Here is an 18,264-nt window from a genome sequence, read left to right on the forward strand (position 1 = left end):
CAAATTGGTTGCCAAAGAAAAACATTGGCCGTCCGTGCGATCTTCGTCCGCTCCGAACGGCAAAGATCAATGCAATATGCTTTTGAGTGAACGCAACAATTGTCGACTGACGAAGGGCTTGGCGCAGTTGACCACGCCGGGATAGCGGTTCTTGATGACATCGTCGCCATATCCGCTGGCGAAGAGGAAGGGGATTTGCCGGGCGCTCAATTCATCCGCCACGGGAAAGGCCATCTCGCCGCCGAGATTGACGTCCAGTACCACGGCGTCGATCCGGTCCTCCCGCGCGATGCAGGTCAGCGCGCACGCGACCGAAGGCTCGGGGCCGATCACGACGGCACCGGCATCTTCCAGTTCGGACCGAAGGCCCTGGGCGAGCATATACTCGTCCTCGACGACCAGGATCCGGTAGTTGGTGAGTGGCATGACCTATCTCCACTGGGCGCCGATTCGACACCGGCGAGTCATTGGAGCAGCGAATGGCATTCCCTGCCATAACGTAGGTCGGCTTTGCTTTTTGATGGATCCGAAACGGTTTTCCGATCCGCAATTTGCCGGAACGCGGCCTAGGCCGATGAGCGGGCGAGCCGATGCCCCCATAAGGCCAGGGCGGCAAAGCAGAACAGACTGGCGCCGTGCAGAAAATAATGGATCCCTCGGCCCGATCCCGAGAGGATCAGGAGCGCCATGTCTCCGATCGGGATGACGATCGTGGCCGCAAGTATGATGATCAAAGCCCGAAGCCGCCCCAACGCCATCAGCCCCATCAGATAGGCCGATACCGCCAGATCGCGAAAGCCGATGGCGCGGACATAGAGCAGGGCGGCGGGATCGCGGCTTGGGATTCCATAGAATGCAGACGCCGGCTCCGGCAGGCAGATGAAGGCTGCTCCCAGGGCCACGAAAACGGCCGAGAAAAGTCCGGTCAGGATCAGGAAAGCGGATCTGCGGCACATGGATGGGCATCCGGAAAAGACCTTACGTCATAAGAAACAAGGGCTTGGTGGAACTTATGTTCCATGGCTTCGCTGGTCTGCCATGACACAGAACAGACAGGCATGGTCGGGACGCGGCAAGCTGCTGCTCGGCGCGGCGATCGGGACTGGGACGGCGGGCATATGGTGGCTGACGCGGGGCGCGGCCTCGGATGCATCGGCCATTGCCTATCCCCCGGTCGACATGCCCAAGCGGCTGGTGGATAATGTCTGGATCGTCGACGGCGGCCCGATCAGCGCGATGGGGATGAAATTGCCTATCCGCATGACCATCCTCCGTCTCGACGATGGCGGCCTCCTGCTTCATTCCCCCACGCCATATAGCCCCGCGCTGGGGCAGGCAGTCGAGGCACTGGGGCCAATCAAGCACCTCGTCGCGCCGACCGTGGCGCATTGGATGTTCCTGAAGGCCTGGCAAGACGCCTATCCCGAGGCGACGAACTGGGCCGTGCCCGTGCTTCGTCATCGGCCTGCCGTTCGGAAGGCGGGGGTGCGGATCGATGCGGATCTGGGCGACGAAGCCCCGCAGGCGTGGGGCGACACGATCCGGCAGGGCGTGGTGCGCGGTGGCGGTGGCTTCGAAGAGGCGTGGTTTCTCCACTCGGAGAGCCGGACGCTGGTTCTGGCCGACCTGGTCGAAAATCTGGAGCCGTCCAAGTTGCCCCCGGTGACGGCGGCGGTGATGCGGGCGACCTTGGCCACCAACGGAACCACCGGGCTTCATGTACGCGCGGCTATTCGCCTCGGCGGTCGTCAAGCCAAAGAAGCGGTCACGGCGTTGCTCGCCACCGATCCGGCACGCGTCGTCTTCGCGCATGGTGCCATCTTCGCGGCCCATGGCGCCGCACGGCTTCGTCGCGCTTTCGCCTGGCTGGTCTGACTTACGGTCGCTCTGTCGGATCGGGCCATAGGAATTACCGAACCATAGACGTCAGGCGATCCCCATTGACATGAGCGAGGCCCCGACGCGTGGCATCGTCGAGCGCCAGGCCCTGCAAGAAATGACGGGGACCGCCGCCGGGCTTGTATTGCTAGGGAAAGTCTGTCGAGAAGAGCAATCGTTCTGGTGCGACGATCTACAGACAGCGCCGAGGATAGGCCTCGCTCCACATGCCGCTGCCCGGGACGGAAGAGTGTGCCGCACTTAGTCGATCAAGGCACGTTGTACCATAAGGGCGCGGTCGAATACGGTGGAAGTCCGCTCAAGATGGAGAAGCACCACTTCGCGCCAATGCTTTAGAATAATGGACTTTGCGGCCGGCGTCTTGCTGTCGATGCATCAGACTGGAATATCATAGGCGACGACAATCATCCCCAACCGATCCGGCGGCGGGCAGAAGTGAAGCGCCGCTCGACCGGGCGGAGGTGCGGCTGGGCGTCCGGCCATCGACTCTCGGGCAGAGTAACCGCGTTGCTCGGTGCGGCGCTTTTCGGGGCCCTTCGCAGGCCCCGATAGCCGCCTCAGGCGGTCTTCTGGATCAGCGGCTCGACCCGCAGATTGACGATGTCGCAGGTGGCGGGACGGGTGAGGATGAACAGGATCGTCTCCGCGACATCCTCGGCCGGAAGCATCCGGCCCTCGGCCACGGCGGCCATTTTTTCCTCGTCGCTGCATTCCTGCATCTCGGTATCGATCGAGCCGGGCTGGATCACGCTGACCCGAATGCCTTTCTCAGCCACCTCTTTGCGCAGCGTTTCCGCAAAGGCCTGAATGCCCGCCTTGGTCGCGGCATAGACGCTCTCGCCCGCCGCCTTGATCTCCGCGCTGATCGATCCAACGAACAGCAGATGGCCGCCGCCCTGGCCTTCCATGCGCAGGATGGCACCGCGAGCGCAGGCCAGATAGCCGGTCAGATTGGCATCGATGACATAGCGCCACTCCTCGTCCGCCATCTCGTGGATCGGATGGGCCCCCAGGGCGGCGCAGGCCACGAGCATGTCGATGCCGCCCAGATGTTCGTCGACGGCGTCGAAGACGCGCTCGATCCCCTGCGCCGTCGCGGCATCCTCCGCGATCCCGGTCACGTCGCCATCAATGTCTGATAGCGCCGCGTCCAGCGCGTTCTGATGTCGCCCGAAGGTCAGGACGCGCGCGCCTTCCGCCGCCAGCATCGATAAGGTGGCGCGGCCGATGCCGGTGGTTCCGCCGGTCAGGAGGATGCGTTTGCCCGATAGGCTGGTATGGCGGCTGTCGGTCATGGTCATTCCCAGGTTAGGATCAGGCGTCCCTGTGCGGGGACGCGGTAATCGATGCGGTCGGGGTCGGTCGCATCGGGCGCGATGATGTCGCCGCTGGCGGTGCTGAGCTTGCTGTCGGTCAGCTTGCGACGCTTCAGCCGGACGAGACGGAGATTGGCGATGCGTGTTTCCCCGCCGTCGAGCATGATGGACAGGGTTCGATCCCCGATCCGCTCCACGGTGCCGACCAGCATGTCGCAGTACAGGTGAAACGGCGCGCCCTCGACATGGTGGAACGCCCGCGATGCGAAGATGAAGGCGGCGCCCGCGCCATAGACCTCTTGCCCCACCTGTCCGGCGGGTTGCCCGTCGGGATAGAGGTCCTCGACGGGAAAGGAGAGGGCGCGATCGATATGCCCGTTCGCCTCGCGCTGTTCCTCGGCGATGGCCTCGGCGGGCAGCGCGTCGGGATAGTAGAACCAGGCCCGCGACAGCGCATAGCGGCAATATTCGTCGACCAGCATCCGCGCCCCGGGCTCCAGGTCGGGGCCGCCGTCATTGAGATATTGCTCGAACGCCAGGACGCTGTCGAAACACTCGTACAACGCCATATAGGGCGCATCCTGGAGACAGGTGACCGCCATGAACGTCTCGTAGGACGCGGCATGGCCGATGTGGCTGTCCCAAATCACCGCATTGTGCAGGAAGCTGGCGAGATAGACGTAACTCTGCTCGCGATAGACGTCGCGATTGGTGATCCGCCACAGCCGCATACAGGCGGCCGCGCCCCAGGCGGTCAGATTGGCCTGGTAATTGATGTTGAACCGCAGGCCGATGGTGGCGTCGATCGCCGCGCGTGCCTCGTCCAGATAGGTCTTTTCGTCGGTGACCTCGAACGCCAGCAGCATGACCCAGGCATAGACGCCACCCACATCGGTCTGTCCGCGTCCGTCGACCGGCGCAGCCTCGGTAATGACGGAGAAGTCGGTCACGTCATATTGGATCGGCCAGCGATATTCGAGATGGCGCGCGGCCTTCACGCCATAGTCGAGCGATTTCAGGAACAGCTCGCGTGCCTTGTCGTCGCCGAGCAATGCCAGTCCGCCGAGATTGAGCAGCGGGTGATAGAGATACCAGCTATCGACCGCATCGGCATCCTTGTCCTCCCCGACATTGGGCAGGTAACGCCGCAAGGTCCCCAGCTTGTCGTCGTAGAAGCGCGACAGACCCGCCTTCAGTTCGGCCTCGAGAGGCACTGCTTCTCCCCGCCAGCGCCCCCATTGGTGCAGCGAGGCGATTACCGTCATCTGGACCATGATGTCGGGATATTCGGCACCGGTATAGGGGTGGATGTAACGGTGACCATAATGGCGGATCGTCGCCTCGGGAGCATTCTCCAGATCGCGTAGCGTGCGCTCGGCGCGGTCGATCCAGTCGCGATACGCGACCGGCGGCGGATCGAGTAGGTCATAGGCATTGTCCAGCATCTGGATGAACTGGCGTGCGGACTCCCGCTCGTGCGGCGGGGCCTCGTGACGGAAGACCAGGATCACGTCCGACAGGGTGATGGTCTTCCCCGGTTCCAGCGCCACCTCGGCCGGGTCGGACTTGGGATCGGGGACGGGCAGCGCATAGCCGAGTTCGGGCCACGCCCCTGCCACCACTTCGCGCGGCACGGTGCCGGTCGCGCGGAAATAGTCGTTCGAGGCGGTCAGGTTCTGGATATAGAGGACATTGCCGAACGCCGGTTCCTCGATCCGGAAATAGAGCAACCCGGTGTTCAGCCCACGCTGAGAGGCCTCGACCTGTCCGACAGCATTCAGGGGATCGTCGCCGCTGCCCAGCGGATAGAGGTCGCGCGGGGCGAAGGGCAGGATAGTGGGCTGGGCAGGGGTGAAGCGGGTGATAATCCGAACCCGCTCGACCGCGTTGGGGTCCGCCACACAGGTCACGATGTGCTCGCCCATCGCGCTGGTCAGACGAAATCGGGCCGCTTCGCCCGGTCCGGCCTCTTCCGCATGGCATTCGAAAGAAGTCGGCAGAAAGGCGGTGCGTACCGCCAGGCCGCCGCGCCCTTCGCGCCGGATGATCGCGAACATGGAGTCCGCGGTCCGCTGCATCTCGACCGTCAACTCGCCGACGGCGAACTGACCGAGCGGCTTGGGGGCGTCGCGAAGCATTTCGCGCAACTCGAGCAGATGGGGGCTGATCGGCGGCGGCGTCTCGGCGGTTGCCGTTCGGGGCATGGGACCACTCCGACAAGGGAAAAGGGTGGTCGAGAAACCGGCCGAAAAGCGCTGGAGTTCCAGCAATGTCGTTACAAAACAGAAGGTTGGTAACCTGAGTCAGTGCATTCACATCCCTCGCGCCTGCTGCGCCCGTTTGAGCCGGATACGCAGCCGCGCGTCGCGCAAAAGAGCGCCGAGCAGGTCGGTCGCCGCACGCATTCCGGCGACGGAGGAAATGTTGCGGATCGTCCGGCGCGTCTCGTTGAACAATTGTCCGACCATCGCCCGGCGGTCGATCTCCCCCACCTCGCGGACCAATGACAGGCGATGAATGGCATAGGTGCCGATCAGTCCGGCGATCAGAAAGTAGAAATCCCAGGCGGTCAGCGTGACGGGCAGGGTGAAGACGCCATTGGGGCTGCGCCAGCGCGCGAGCAGCTCGAACTGGCGGGCGGCGAAGAACTGCGCGAGCAAGCCACCCAGGATCGGCGCGATCCCCGCGGCCAGCGCGGTGGTGATCGCATGGGTCGCCACATAAGCGGTCGCAGACCCCTTGGGCGACAGTTTGAGCGCGATATTGGTGCTCGACAGGGTCACGCCGGCAATGGTCGCCCCCATGATCAGGTGCAACGCGATCAGCCAAAGCGCGACGATGGTGCGATCGTCCAGTTGCGACGCGCCGACCATCGCGACGATCGCCACGATATAGGCGGGCGCGCAGACCGCCAGCACCGACTTGTTCGCGAAACGGTCGCTCAGCCGTCCCCAGAGCCGCAGGGCCAGGATATTGGCGATCTGGCTTGCGACGCTGAGCAGCAGCACGAAGCTGACCGCAAAGTGCAACTGGCGGACGATGAATACGGTGAAGAAGGGCGTCGCCAGATTGATCGCGAACTGCCAGCTTGCGACGAACACCAGCAGACGGCGGAAATTGGGATCGCTGAGCGGTTGGCTCAACAGGGCGCGAAGGTCCACCGTCCCCTGGGCGGGCGGCATCAGCGGCTCGGGCATCTTGGCAACGATCCGCGCGCTGATGAGGCCGGTCACGCATCCGGCAGCGAACATCGCGCCGAACACCATATCGCGCGCCGTCGATCCCGCCTGCGTCCGATCCAGCGCCAAGGCGGCGGCAAGGCCCAGCGCCAGGCTGATGACCGTCAGCCAGATCGTGCGCTTGGCGAAGACCTCGCCCAATCGCTCCTGCGGCGCCAGGTCGCGCATCCAGGCATTCCAGGCGCAACTGCCCACTGCGCCCAGTCCGCAGAGCAGCATCTGTGCCGCCAGAAAGACCAGGAGTGCGATGGTACCACTGGAAAAGGCCAGCACCGCCATCACCGCCAGCATCGTCCGCCCGATCAGGCTGGTGACGACCGCGATCTGCTTGCGCCGCCGCCATCGCTCGACCAGCTGGATGGCGGGGAGCTGCAGCAGTTGGGCCAGAAACGGCATGGCGGCGAGGAGGCCGACCATCACGTTCGACGCGCCGAGATGCAGAGCGAAGGCGGTCAGGATCACTCCGCTGGTGAGCGCTGCCGTGCCGCCGGAAAAACACGCCTCTACGATCAACAGCCGCAGTCCACGCTGCTGATCGGCGGCGGTCAACTCGGGTTGGGGCAAGAGCGACATCGGGACACCACAACGTGCCATGCGCGACGCGGGTTGCGCCCCCGGCCAGCAACCGCTGATCTATATCATTGAGAATGCTGGATATGATGGGGCCGTCAATGCCACCTTTCGCGTGCTGATCGGTTTGCACCTTCAATGCCCATGACCCGCCCAACCCCGCCGAAAGTCCCTGTCATATGACGACGTTGCCGGATTGCCGGGTCGCCCTGGTACTGGCCGGGGGCAATGCCCTTGGCGGCTATCAGGCGGGCGTCTACGAGGCTTTGGAGGAAGGCAGCGTTTCGCCCGACTGGATCATCGGGACGTCTGCCGGTGCCACCAATGGCGCGATCCTGGCGGGCAATCGGCTTGCCGATCGGCTCGACCGGCTGCGGGCGCTCTGGCGACCGGATCGGGTCCCATCGCTTGGCTATGGAGAGACCTTCGAAACCTGGCGGCGAAGCGGAGAAGCGATGGCGACGATGCTCGCCGGGCGGAGCGGTATGTTCGCGCCGCTCGGCAGCGCGCTGGCCGTTCGTGGTGAACCGGCGCTCTATGACACCGCCCCACTGGGGAGGACGCTGCAAAGCCTGGTCGATTTCGATGAGGTGAATCGCGGCGAGGTCCGCTTCACGGTCCAGGCCGTGACGGTCGACACCGGCCGGGAGGTGGTGTTCGACACGCGGCGCGACGTGATCGGACCGGACCATATTCGCGCGAGCGCCGCCATGCCGCCCGCCTTTCCACCGGTGGCGATCGAAGGGGTGACCTATGTCGATGGCGGGCTATCGGCCAATCTGCCGCTCGACCCGGTGCTTGCCGAGCCTGGCGATAAGCCGCTGCTGTGCATCGCGCTCGACCTGATGCCGCTATCGGGTTCGCGGGACAGGACGCTTGGACACATGATCGCACGGGCGCAGGACCTGGCATTTGCCGCCCAGTCGCAGCGGACGATCGCGCGCTGGCAGGATCGTTATGACCGTGATCCGACACTCGGCCAGCATGGGGTGACGCTCGCCCATCTGACCTATGCCGATCAACAGCGGGAGGTCGCGGGCAAGGCGATGGATTTTTCGGGCCTGTCGGTGCGGCAGCGCTGGGATGCCGGGCGTCGCGACGGGGCCGAACTGCTCGACCGCCTCCGCAAGGGCACGATCCCGCTCGGTCGAGCGGGGCTTCACGTCATTCCGATTGCCGAAGGAGTATCGTCATGAAAGCCGCGCGCAAGACCGCCGATGGGCGTTTCGAGATAGCCGAGGTGGAGGAACCGAGTCTGCCCGCCGACGACTGGGTGAAGGCCCGGGTGCGTATGGCGGGGATTTGCGGCACCGACCTGCGCCATTGGGAGAAGGCGGAGGAGGAACTCCATTGCTGCATCATGGGCCATGAGCTGGCGGGGGATGTGGTCGAAATAGGGGCTGCTGTCGACCGGGTGGCAGTGGGCGATCGGGTGCTGATCGAGTCCGTGCTGGGCTGCGGGCAATGCGAATGGTGCCGCGTCCAGCAATATAATCGCTGCCCGGACCTTTATCCTACCCGCCGGGCCAGCGTCTCGCGCGCCTATGCCGAGTATGTCGTCGGACCGCAGCACAAGTTCCACAAGCTGCCCGACAGCGTCGGTTACGACGACGCCTCGCTGCTCGACACCTATGCCGTGGGGCTTCACGCCCAGCATCTGTCGGGGCTGACGATCGGAGCGCGGGTGGCGATCATCGGGGCAGGGCCGATCGGTCTGGGCCAATTGATGCTCGCCAAGGCGAGCGGTGCGAAGGTCATGATCATCGACACGCTGCCCCATGCGTTGGCGCTGGCCGACCGGCTGGGCGCCGACCGGATCGTCCATTCGGAAGAAGAGGATCCCGAAGCCGCGATCCGGGCGATGAGCGACGGACGCGGAGCGGACATCGTGTTCGAATGCGCGGGCGGCACGTCGATGCCCGAAACGCTGCCGCTCGCCACGCGGCTGGTCCGGCGCGGCGGAAGGATCGTCATCGTCGGCGGCTTCGACGAGGGAGAGATCGCGATCCCGCTGGAATGGCAGCGCATCCAGATGTCGGAGATCACCCTGATCCCCAGCGCCAGCTTTGCCTTTCACGACATCCATGCGGAACAGCTTGAAGTTCTCGACCTGCTGACCCGCGGTCTGCTCAAGACGCAGGAACTGATCACCCATCGCTTCCCGCTGGACCGGATCAACGAGGCGTTCGAAACCGCACAGGATCGCCGCCGGACCGAGGCGATCTTCGTCGGGCTTACCGTTTGAGGGGATTGCAGCCGGGGACCGTGGCCCTAGGCTGCGGTGGGAGGTGACATCCGCGTTTCGAGCGCGGAGAGGCTGGCCGCCAGTTCCTCATTGCGGAAGGGCTTATTGAGCCGCGCCATGCTGGGGTCGATCCCATGGGTCTCGGCATAGCCCGACACGATCAGTGCCTTGAGCAACGGCACCTGGGCCGTCAATTCGCGGACGAGTTGTGCGCCGCTGACACCCGGCATCAAATGATCGGTGACCAAGAAATTCGGCCGCAACCCGCCCCGAACGAGATCGAGCGCTTCCTGCGCGGAACTGGCCTCGACGACCTCATATCCCAGATCCGCGAGCATGTCGGCGGTGCTGAGACGAACCAGCTCCTCATCGTCCACCAACAGGACGATACCGCCATTGCGGACCCTGAGTGCCTCGCGATCCTCGGCCGGTCGCTTCTCTTCCACCTTCAGATCGCTGAGCGGTAGCCACAGGACGATATGCGTGCCGATGCCCGCCGCGCTCTCGATCGTCAGGCCGCCACCGAGTTGGGCGGCAAGACCGTGCACCATCGATAGGCCAAGGCCGGTGCCCTTGCCAACGCCCTTGGTCGAGAAAAAGGGCTCGATCGCATGTTGGCGGGTCGCCTCGTCCATGCCGATGCCGGTGTCCCGTACGCCCAGACAGACATAAGAACCGGCGGACATATCCCTGGCGTCATGCGCCTCCACCACGCATTTCTGAGCCGTGACGATCAACTCGCCGCCGTCCGGCATCGCGTCGCGTGCATTCACCGACAGGTTGAGTAGCGCCATCTCCAGCTGATTGGCGTCGGCCAGGGCAGGGGGCAAGTCGGGGTCGATATCGATCTTCACCGTGATCGTAGGACCAACGGTCGACTCGATCAGGTCGGCCATGCCATGGATAAGCAGGGCCATGTCGACCGCAATGGCCTGAAGCGGTTGGCGTCGGGCGAAGGCGAGCAGCCGCTGGACCAGCGTCTTGGCGCGTTCCGCCGATTGCAAGGCGCCATCGATCAGCCGCCGTTCCCGCGCGTTGCCGACACCTTTGCGCATCAGCATGTCGAGCGAGCCGATAATGGGCGTCAGCAGATTGTTGAAATCGTGCGCGACCCCGCCGGTCAGGCTGCCCATCGCCTCGACCTTCTGGCTCTGCCGCAGGGCCTCCTGCGCGATTTCGAGTTCGGCCCGGGCCGCCAGCGCGGCGGAAACGTCGTTCGCCTGATGGAACGCGCCGATCACCCGTCCCGTATCGTCGCGCAGCGGGGTGTAGGAAATCTCCCAGGCGGGTGTCCCGAACTCGGGACGCCCGAACGCTTCGGTCACGGTGAAGCTCTCGCCGGTCAACGCACGCTGCATCAACGCGCGCATCGTGGCGCCCTGATCGGCTTGGAACTGGTCGGGAAAGACATCGCCAATCCGTGTTTCGAACCCGTTGACGCGCCGGAATTCGCTTTGGTGCGCACGGTTGAAGGCGATCAGGCGGTAGTCGGTGTCGAAGGCGCAGATGGGCGAAGAGGTCGCCTCGACGATATTATGATAGCGTCGCAGGTCGGCCGTCCGCTCGATCACCTGCTGTTCCAGCGTGCCCTTGAGTTCGCGCAGGGCGGACTCCGCGCGGCAACGTTCGATGGCGACCTTGACGCGTTCGCCGACCTCCTGGACCAGGTCCTCCTCGGCCGAACTCCATATACGGGCGGTGGCATTCTGCACGGCGAGCAGGCCGACCCACTCGCTTTCCTGGAACAGCACCACGTCGATGAAGGCGCCCACCTCGCGCGCCTGAAGCCCGGCGCGAGCCCCGTCGCTTAGCCGTTCGTCCCCCGCCACGTCGCGGACCACGACCGGGGCGCCGTCACGATAGGCGGCCAAAAGGTCCGGGCCAAAACTTTCCAGCGAATGCCGCCCGACGATCGAGGACACGCCGCGCGCATAGTCGCGCTCGACGGTCATCCACCCCTGCGTCGTGATCTCGGCATAGAAGACGCGGCTCGCACCCATCAGCCCGCCGACCCGTTCCGCCGCCAGCTCCATGATCGCGGTCGGGTCTTCCAGCGCGCGCAGGTCGTCGGCCAGCTTGAGCAGGAAGGACGAACGCCGCCCGGCAATGACGCTCCCGGTCGTCTCGGTGACGATGCAGATCACCCCGGCCGGCGTTCCCGCGTCATCGATGACCGGCGAATAGTCGAGATGAAACCAGGCGGGTTCCGGGCGACCATTGCGGTTCAGCACGACTTCCCGGTCCCGATATTGCGCGGTCTCCCCCGCCATGCATGCCGCCATGGCGCGATCGTCGAACGCGATCCCGTCCGGCGAGCCATCCCCCATCCGGGATCCGAGCAGTTGCGGATGCCGATCGCCCAGAATGTCGGCATAGGCGTCGTTGTACAGCATGACGCCGTCGTCGCCCCACGTCATCGTCATGGGTACCGGCGAGCGGAGCACCATCGCCAGCACCGTCCGAAGACAGCCGGACCATGCGTCGATCGGCCCGAGCGTCGTGCTGGCCCAATCGTACCGTCCGATGCGATCCGCACAGTCTCCGCCGCCCTGCAGGAACAGGGGAAGCCGCGATCCCGAAACCGCGGCCGGGCAGGGCCCGGCAGGCCCGCTCGACAAGGCGGCTTCGGAAGGACTGCGTGAGGACATACCAATCGATACCCTATCGCGGGCGAGGCCGTAACCCACTTTCCGTCGACCGGGTGAGGTACCGGGCTATTCGATCATGTGCCGCCGTCTTTGGGCGTCAGGAAGACGGGTATGGATGAACGGTTGCAAATAAATAGATAGGCATCTATCTAAAATGCCGTGTTAGATTCCACCAGCCTTCGTCGCAACTTCTCCGCTCGGCTCGTTCCGATGGCGCGCGCGTATCGTCGTCACCTGGACAAGGGGCTGGCGGGCCTTTCCCTGTCTCATACGGCGGCGCTGGCCGTAATGCTCGTAGGGCGGACGGAAGATGGGATGCGGCAGGGTGTGCTCGCGGACCAGTTGGGGGTCGAAGCGCCGTCGGTGGTGCCGTTGCTCGATCAGCTGGAGCGGGCGGGGCTGGTCGAACGGCGAGTCGACCTGACCGACAAGCGCGCGCGGTTGTTGCACGTGACTGCGGAAGGTCGCGCGGTGGCCGCCGAAGTGGAAGAGCGCACCGCGACGATCCGGGCGGAACTGTTCGCCGGGGTGGACGACGCCGATCTGGTCGCGGCGACCCGCGTCTTCGATCATCTTTATGCCGTTTTTGGTGACGAGCGGGAATGATCGCCATGCCCCGCATCGGCCTTAGAGAGACGGTGTTTTCGGCCAATTGCTTCGCGGCGGCGATGCTCGCGCTGTTCGTGTCCTTTTCGCTGGGACTGGAACGGCCATTCTGGGCGATGGCCACCGTCTATATCACCAGCCAGCCCCTGAGCGGCGCGGTGCGATCCAAGGCGGTGTTCCGGCTTATCGGCACGATGATCGGCGGCCTTGTCACCGTGCTGCTGGTCCCGGCCCTGGTCAACGCGCCGGTTCTATTGAGCCTGGCGCTCGCTTTGTGGGTGGCGGGGTGTCAGTTCGTCTCGCTGCTCGACCGGACGCCGCGATCTTATGTGTTCATGCTGGCTGGCTATACCGCCGCGCTGATCGGCTTTCCCTCGGTCCTTCATCCGGATGGGATTTTCGAGACGGCGGTGCTTCGCGTGCAGGAAATCGGGATCGGGGTGTCGTGCGCGGCGATCATCCATTCGGTGGTCTGGCCGCGCAGCGTCGCGGGCGTCTATGGCGCGCGCGCCAAAGCCGTCCTGGCCAATGCCGAAAGCTGGATTGCCGACATACTCGCCGTCGAGGAGACGGCGCGGACCACGCCCGAACGGCGTCGGCTCGCGGCGGATGTCACCGACCTGCACGTCACCGCGACGCATATTCCCTTCGATACCGCGCGCATCCGGCCGACGCGCGGCCTGCTGACGGGTTTGCAGGATGTACTGGTCCAGCTGATCCCGCTCGTGTCCGCATTGGAGGACCGGCTTCGCAGCCTCTCGGCAGAGGGGGCGGTGCCAACCGATGTGTCGGTTTCGGTCGCGGAAGTGCGTGCATGGGTGCTCGATCCCACCTTGGATGTGCCCCGCATCCCGACACCGCCGATGGCGGCGGATTGGCGAGGCTTGCTGGTGCTCAACCTCATCATCCGCCTTAACGAGCTGGTCGACGCGCTGGGTGCGACGCGGGCGCTGGTCGCGGCAGTGGCGGATCCCGAGGCTCCGCGTCCGGTTGTCGCCCATGTCGGCGGGCGGCCATTGCATCGCGATTATGGGCTGGGCCTGCTGTCGGCAGCCGCGACGTTCCTGACCACCATGGGCTGCTGCTGGGTCTGGATCGCGACCGGCTGGCCCGAAGGGGCGGTGGCGGCGATGATCGCGGCGGTGGTCTGCTGCTTCTTCGCGACGCTCGATGATCCGGTGCCGGCGCAACGGGGGTTCCTGATCTGGACGGTGGTTTCGGTGCCGCTCGCCGCGGTTTATCTGTTCGCCATCCTGCCGGCGATCAATGGGTTCGCCATGCTTTGCCTCGCTCTCGCTCCGCCATTGCTGCTGATGGGCGCGATGATGGCGGTTCCGTCCTGGTATGGGCGGATGATGCCGATGCAGATCAGCTTTGCGAGCGGCCTGGCATTGACCAACCTATACACGGTCGATGCGGCGAGCTTCTTTAACAGCAACGTCGCGCAGCTGATCGGGATCGTCGCCGCGATGACGATGACCCGGCTGGTCCGCAGCATGGGGGCCGGCACCGCGATCCGTCGTCTGCGTCGCGCCGGGTGGCGCGATCTGGCGGCGCTGGTCGAGCGTCCGTCGCAACTGCCGGTCTGGCGGAGCCGTATGCTCGACCGGGTAGGCTTGCTGGCGGGGCGTGTCGGGGAAGCGGAAGACGAGGATGCCGCGACGGCGGCCCTTCGCGAATTGCGGATCGGGCTTAGCCTGGCCCGGATCGCACCGGGGGAGCAACAACAGGCTCTGCGGGCTTCGCTGGCATATTGGTTCCGGCAATTGATGGACGGACGTGACCCTTCGCCGCCAGCCGATCTGCTAGATGCGATTGACGGGGCGATCGAGGAAAGCCGCAGTGAAGGGGGCGACCCCGAACGTCTGGCGGCGCTGGTCGGCCTGCGCCGCAATGTCTTTCCTGCCGCGCCGGGCTGGTCGAACATGAGGCTGGCGGCATGACGGGGGATCTCGACCTGCTCGGCGTGTTCGTCCATCCGCTGCTCATCGCGGCCTTCCTGGCCTTTGTCGGGGCCGAACTGATCGGCTGGGCGCTGGCCAAGGCGCGTCTCTACCGCTTCGTCTGGCATCGCGGCCTGTTCGACGTCGCGCTCACCGTCATCCTCTGGGCCGGGATCGCCGGCCTCCTCACCGGCGGCAATTCCGCTTCGGCATTTTTCGGTTGAAACCCCTATGACTCTGCAACCCTCCCTGCGCGTCGCGGCGCGCATCATCGTGACGCTGATCGTGGTGGCGCTGGCGCTGTTCGCCGCGCGCCACCTATGGGCGCATTACGAGACGGAGCCCTGGACCCGCGATGGCCGGGTCCGCGCCGACATCGTCCAGGTCGCGCCCGACGTATCGGGTCTCGTCACCGATGTTCTGGTGCACGACAATCAGCAGGTGAGCGTCGGCACCCCGTTGTTCCGCGTCGATACGCCCCGTTACCGCCTGGCGGTGTCACAGGCCGAAGCCGCCGTCGCATCCGAGATCGCGCAGCTGGCCCAGGCGCGGCGAGAGGCGCAGCGCAATCGCGCGCTGGGCGATCTGGTGGCCGGAGAAGTCCGCGAGCAGGGCAATGCCAAGGTCGAGCAGCTTGCCGCCGCGCTCGAACAGGCTCGCGTCGCACTTGCCACCGCACGGCTCAATCTGGCCCGGACCGAGGTCCGTGCGAGCGTCGCCGGCACGGTCAGCAATCTCGACCTGCGGCCAGGCGACTATGCCAGCGCCGGCCACCCGGAATTCGCGATCATCGATCGCGGTTCGCTTCATATCATCGGCTATTTCGAGGAAACCAAGCTCCCCCGCGTCCATGTCGGCGATCCCGTGCGCGTCCGCCTGATGGGCGAGGATCGCGACATCACCGGCCATGTCCAGAGCATCGCCGGCGGCATCGAGGATCGCGACCGGAGCGCGGGTGCCAATCTGCTCGCCAACGTCAACCCGACCTTCAGCTGGGTTCGTCTGGCGCAGCGTATCCCGGTCCGCGTGGCGATCGATCGCCTTCCCGCCGGAGAGACGCTGGTGGTCGGTCGTACCGCGACCGTCGAAATCCTGCCGCGACAGGCGGGAGCGCACGCATGACGCTGCGTCGTTCCGCCGCGCTGCTGGCCAGCGGCCTGCTCGCCGCCTGTTCGACCGTGGGGCCGAACTATCATCGCCCATCGACCGCGGTGATCGACAGGCCGAGCGCGACCGCGCCCTTTGTCGGCGGGGGGGAGGCGGCGTTCGCGGCGCTTCAGCCCGTGCCCGATCATTGGTGGCAACTCTATCGCGACCCCATGCTCGACCGGTTGGTGGAACAGGCGCTGGCGGCGAATACCGATCTGCGTGTCGCCGCCGCCAATATCGCGCGGGCACACGCCTCGGCCGATCTGGTCGAGCAGGATCGTCGACCACAAGCCAGTCTCCAAGCCGCGCCCGGCTATGCCCAGCGTTCGGCGGAGGAGGAATTGCTCCCCGGCGCGCCGTTGCCCAGCAACTTCGTCTATTCGGCCACCGCCGGAATTTCTTATCAGGTCGATCTGGTCGGTCAGGTCCGCCGTGCGGTCGAGGCGGCGAATGCCGATCTGGCCGCGACCCATGCCGCCTATGACGCGGTGCGCGTCACGGTGGTCGCGGATACGACGCAAGCCTATCTCGATGCCTGTTCGGCGGGGCGCGAAATCGGGGTGGCGGAGCGTGCGCTGGCGTTGCAGTCGCGCACCACTGCCCTGACCCGGCGGCTGGTGCGTGGCGGCCGGGGTATCTCGCTCGACGCCACCCGATCCGCGGCGCAGGAGGCGCAGGTACGGGCCACCATGCCGGGGTTGCAGGCGGCGCGGCGGCTGGCGCTCTATCGCCTGGCGACGTTGACGGGACGACCGCCCGCCGAGTTCGACCGCACGGTGGCCGCCTGCGCCGCCGAGCCGCGCCTGACACAGCCCATACCGATCGGTGACGGGGCCGCGCTGCTCCGGCGTCGGCCCGATGTGCGGCGCGCCGAATGGGAATTGCGCGCCGCCACCGCGCGGATCGGCGTGGCGACGGCGGCGCTCTATCCGCAAATATCGCTCGGCGCATCGATCGGTTCGGTCGGCCTGGCCGAACGGGCCTTGTCCAGCGACACCTATAAATTCTCGCTCGGGCCGCTTATCAGTTGGCAATTCCCCAATCGCGGGCGGGTCCGTGCCCGTATCGCGGCGGCTCAGGCGGAGAGCGACGAGGCCTATGCGCGTTTCGACGGTACGGTCCTGGGCGCGTTGCGTGAAACCGAGAGCGCGCTGACCGTCTATGCCCGCGATCTGGACCGCACCGCCGCGCTTCGCGATGCCAATGCCCAGGCAAGCAAGGCGGCCAAGGATGCCGAAACGCTGTTCCGGGCCGGGCGAACCGGCTTTCTGTCGGTCCTGGATGCGCAACGTACGGCGATCAGCGCCGAACAGACGCTGGCCGCCGCCGAGTCCCGGCTGTCGACCGACCAGGTCCGGCTGTTCCTGGCGCTGGGCGGGGGATGGCAGGAGGCTTAGCGGACCCAATCCCGGCGCAGACGTGGTCCCGCAAGGCCGACCAGCAGCGCGGCGATGCCATAAAGGGCGAGTGCGTACAGCATGGAATGTCGCAGCGCGTCGTTGCCATAAACGGGCGTCAGCGCGTCGGACAGCGCGCCCAGTGCATAGATGCCGCCGCCCAGTCCGATCAGATTGTTGATGAGCAGGAACAGCGCGGCTGCGGTCGCGCGGGCATCGGGTGCCACCAGATGCTGTACCGCCGATACGACCGGACCTAGCCATAGCAGGGACAGCGCCTGGGGCAGCAGGAACAGGACGAAGGCGACCCGCACATCGCCGCCGTGGATGCCGCCCGCATAGAAGGGGATGCTGAGGCTATAGGCGATGGCGGGAAGATAGCCGAACCATGCCCGGTCTCGCGCGCCCAGCCGGTCGGCCAGAAGACCCCCCGCCACGATTCCGGTGATACCTCCAATCAGCAGGATCGCGGCCAGGAAGTGTGACGTGCCGACCAGGTCCAGGCCGAAGCTTCGACGCAACAGGCTGGGCAGCCAGAAGGCGAGTCCATATCCGACCATCGAGCCGCTGGCCGCTCCGAAGGATAGCAGCCAGAAGGACGGCTTGGCGGCCAGCGCCCGTGCGACGTCGGCAAAGCGCGGGGCGTCGGCTGAGGGCTCAGGCGGCGCGGCATAGGGTCGGTCGCGGACGATGTGGCGGACCAGCGGGGCGATCAGAATGCCCGCCAGCCCGACCGCGATGAACGCGGTGCGCCAATCCACCCGCGCGGCGATATAGCCTCCGGCCAGCACCCCCGCCGCCGATCCCAGTGGAATGCCCAGCGAATAGATGGCCAGCGCCAGCGCGCGGCGATGGGGCGGGAAATGGTCGCTGATGACCGCGTAGGAGGGAGCCACACCGCCCGCTTCCCCGATCCCGACGCCCAGACGGGCGACGAAGATCTGCCAGAAGCCGCCCGCCAGTCCGCATAGCGCGGTGAACCCGCTCCAAATAATCAGCGATCCCGTGATGACCCAGCTTCGGCTGGTCCGATCGGCCAGCCAGGCGAGGGGTACCCCTAGGGTCGAATAGAGAAGCGCGAAGGCGATGCCGCCTAGCAACCCCATCTGCCCGTCGCTCAGGCGCAGCTCCTGCTGGATCGGTGCGGCCAGGATCGCCAGTATCTGCCTGTCGACGAAGTTGAAGATGTAGACGAGCAACAGCATCGCCAACACCAAGGGAGCGCGACGGTCGATGGGACCATGCGGGCCGA

At 65.7% G+C, this 18,264-nt stretch carries 15 protein-coding genes; 8 read left to right on the forward strand and 7 right to left on the reverse strand.

Going from position 1 to position 18,264, the window contains the following annotated elements; genetic code table 11:
- Positions 1-66 precede the first annotated feature (66 nt).
- Both ACWPWT_RS15470 and ACWPWT_RS15475 read right to left on the reverse strand, forming a co-directional pair.
- Positions 67-426 (reverse strand): response regulator, encoded by a 360-nt coding sequence (locus ACWPWT_RS15470; RefSeq protein ID WP_261270766.1) that lies wholly within the window; start codon positions 424-426, stop codon positions 67-69.
- A gap of 140 nt (positions 427-566) precedes the next feature.
- Positions 567-956, reverse strand: a complete 390-nt coding sequence (locus ACWPWT_RS15475; RefSeq protein ID WP_454280430.1) for a DUF4267 domain-containing protein — start codon at positions 954-956, stop codon at positions 567-569.
- 82 nt (positions 957-1,038) lie between these two features.
- On the opposite strand from ACWPWT_RS15475, the gene ACWPWT_RS15480 reads away from it, so the two are divergent.
- Positions 1,039-1,875 (forward strand): DUF4336 domain-containing protein, encoded by an 837-nt coding sequence (locus tag ACWPWT_RS15480; RefSeq protein ID WP_454280431.1) that lies wholly within the window; start codon positions 1,039-1,041, stop codon positions 1,873-1,875.
- A gap of 581 nt (positions 1,876-2,456) precedes the next feature.
- Here ACWPWT_RS15480 and ACWPWT_RS15485 read toward each other — a convergent pair.
- The 3 genes from ACWPWT_RS15485 to ACWPWT_RS15495 form a co-directional block, all read right to left on the reverse strand.
- The gene (locus ACWPWT_RS15485; protein ID WP_454280432.1) at positions 2,457-3,194 is read right to left on the reverse strand and encodes an SDR family oxidoreductase; all 738 of its coding nucleotides are present in this window, start codon (positions 3,192-3,194) and stop codon (positions 2,457-2,459) included.
- Positions 3,195-3,196: 2 nt separating this feature from the next.
- Positions 3,197-5,419 (reverse strand): hypothetical protein, encoded by a 2,223-nt coding sequence (locus tag ACWPWT_RS15490; RefSeq protein WP_454280433.1) that lies wholly within the window; start codon positions 5,417-5,419, stop codon positions 3,197-3,199.
- 108 nt (positions 5,420-5,527) lie between these two features.
- Complete coding sequence (locus tag ACWPWT_RS15495) at positions 5,528-7,027, reverse strand: MFS transporter (RefSeq protein ID WP_454280434.1); 1,500 nt, start codon at positions 7,025-7,027, stop codon at positions 5,528-5,530.
- 176 nt (positions 7,028-7,203) lie between these two features.
- Between ACWPWT_RS15495 and ACWPWT_RS15500 the strand changes: the two genes are divergently transcribed.
- Positions 7,204-8,220 carry a patatin-like phospholipase family protein gene (locus ACWPWT_RS15500; protein ID WP_454280435.1) on the forward strand — a complete coding sequence of 339 codons (1,017 nt, stop codon included), beginning with the start codon at positions 7,204-7,206 and terminating at the stop codon, positions 8,218-8,220.
- A complete protein-coding gene (locus ACWPWT_RS15505; RefSeq protein WP_454280436.1) occupies positions 8,217-9,269 on the forward strand; it encodes a zinc-dependent alcohol dehydrogenase in 1,053 nt (350 codons plus the stop codon). Before ACWPWT_RS15500 ends, ACWPWT_RS15505 begins: the two co-directional genes overlap by 4 nt.
- Positions 9,270-9,295: 26 nt before the next feature.
- On the opposite strand, the gene ACWPWT_RS15510 is transcribed toward ACWPWT_RS15505, so the two are convergent.
- Entirely contained in the window at positions 9,296-11,917 is a 2,622-nt protein-coding gene (locus tag ACWPWT_RS15510) for a PAS domain-containing protein (RefSeq protein WP_454280437.1), read from the reverse strand.
- A gap of 159 nt (positions 11,918-12,076) precedes the next feature.
- Here ACWPWT_RS15510 and ACWPWT_RS15515 point away from each other — a divergent pair, with 159 nt between their 5' ends.
- From ACWPWT_RS15515 to ACWPWT_RS15535, 5 genes are read left to right on the forward strand one after another with little or no spacing between them, the layout of a single operon-like run.
- A complete protein-coding gene (locus tag ACWPWT_RS15515; RefSeq protein WP_454280438.1) occupies positions 12,077-12,523 on the forward strand; it encodes a MarR family winged helix-turn-helix transcriptional regulator in 447 nt (148 codons plus the stop codon).
- Complete coding sequence (locus tag ACWPWT_RS15520; RefSeq protein ID WP_454280439.1) at positions 12,520-14,466, forward strand: FUSC family protein; 1,947 nt, start codon at positions 12,520-12,522, stop codon at positions 14,464-14,466. Before ACWPWT_RS15515 ends, ACWPWT_RS15520 begins: the two co-directional genes overlap by 4 nt.
- Positions 14,463-14,690 (forward strand): DUF1656 domain-containing protein, encoded by a 228-nt coding sequence (locus ACWPWT_RS15525; RefSeq protein ID WP_454280440.1) that lies wholly within the window; start codon positions 14,463-14,465, stop codon positions 14,688-14,690. The genes ACWPWT_RS15520 and ACWPWT_RS15525 overlap by 4 nt, the downstream gene beginning before the upstream one ends.
- Before the next feature lie 7 nt (positions 14,691-14,697).
- On the forward strand, positions 14,698-15,588 hold the full coding sequence (locus ACWPWT_RS15530) for an efflux RND transporter periplasmic adaptor subunit (RefSeq protein WP_454280441.1): 891 nt from the start codon (positions 14,698-14,700) through the stop codon (positions 15,586-15,588).
- Positions 15,585-17,012, forward strand: a complete 1,428-nt coding sequence (locus tag ACWPWT_RS15535; protein ID WP_454280442.1) for an efflux transporter outer membrane subunit — start codon at positions 15,585-15,587, stop codon at positions 17,010-17,012. The genes ACWPWT_RS15530 and ACWPWT_RS15535 overlap by 4 nt, the downstream gene beginning before the upstream one ends.
- On the opposite strand, the gene ACWPWT_RS15540 is transcribed toward ACWPWT_RS15535, so the two are convergent.
- The gene (locus ACWPWT_RS15540) at positions 17,009-18,217 is read right to left on the reverse strand and encodes a spinster family MFS transporter (RefSeq protein ID WP_454280985.1); all 1,209 of its coding nucleotides are present in this window, start codon (positions 18,215-18,217) and stop codon (positions 17,009-17,011) included. The two genes, ACWPWT_RS15535 and ACWPWT_RS15540, sit on opposite strands and share 4 nt — an antisense overlap.
- Between the last annotated feature and the right edge of the window lie 47 nt (positions 18,218-18,264).

It is taken from the genome of Sphingomonas sp. Marseille-Q8236, assembly GCF_965112005.1.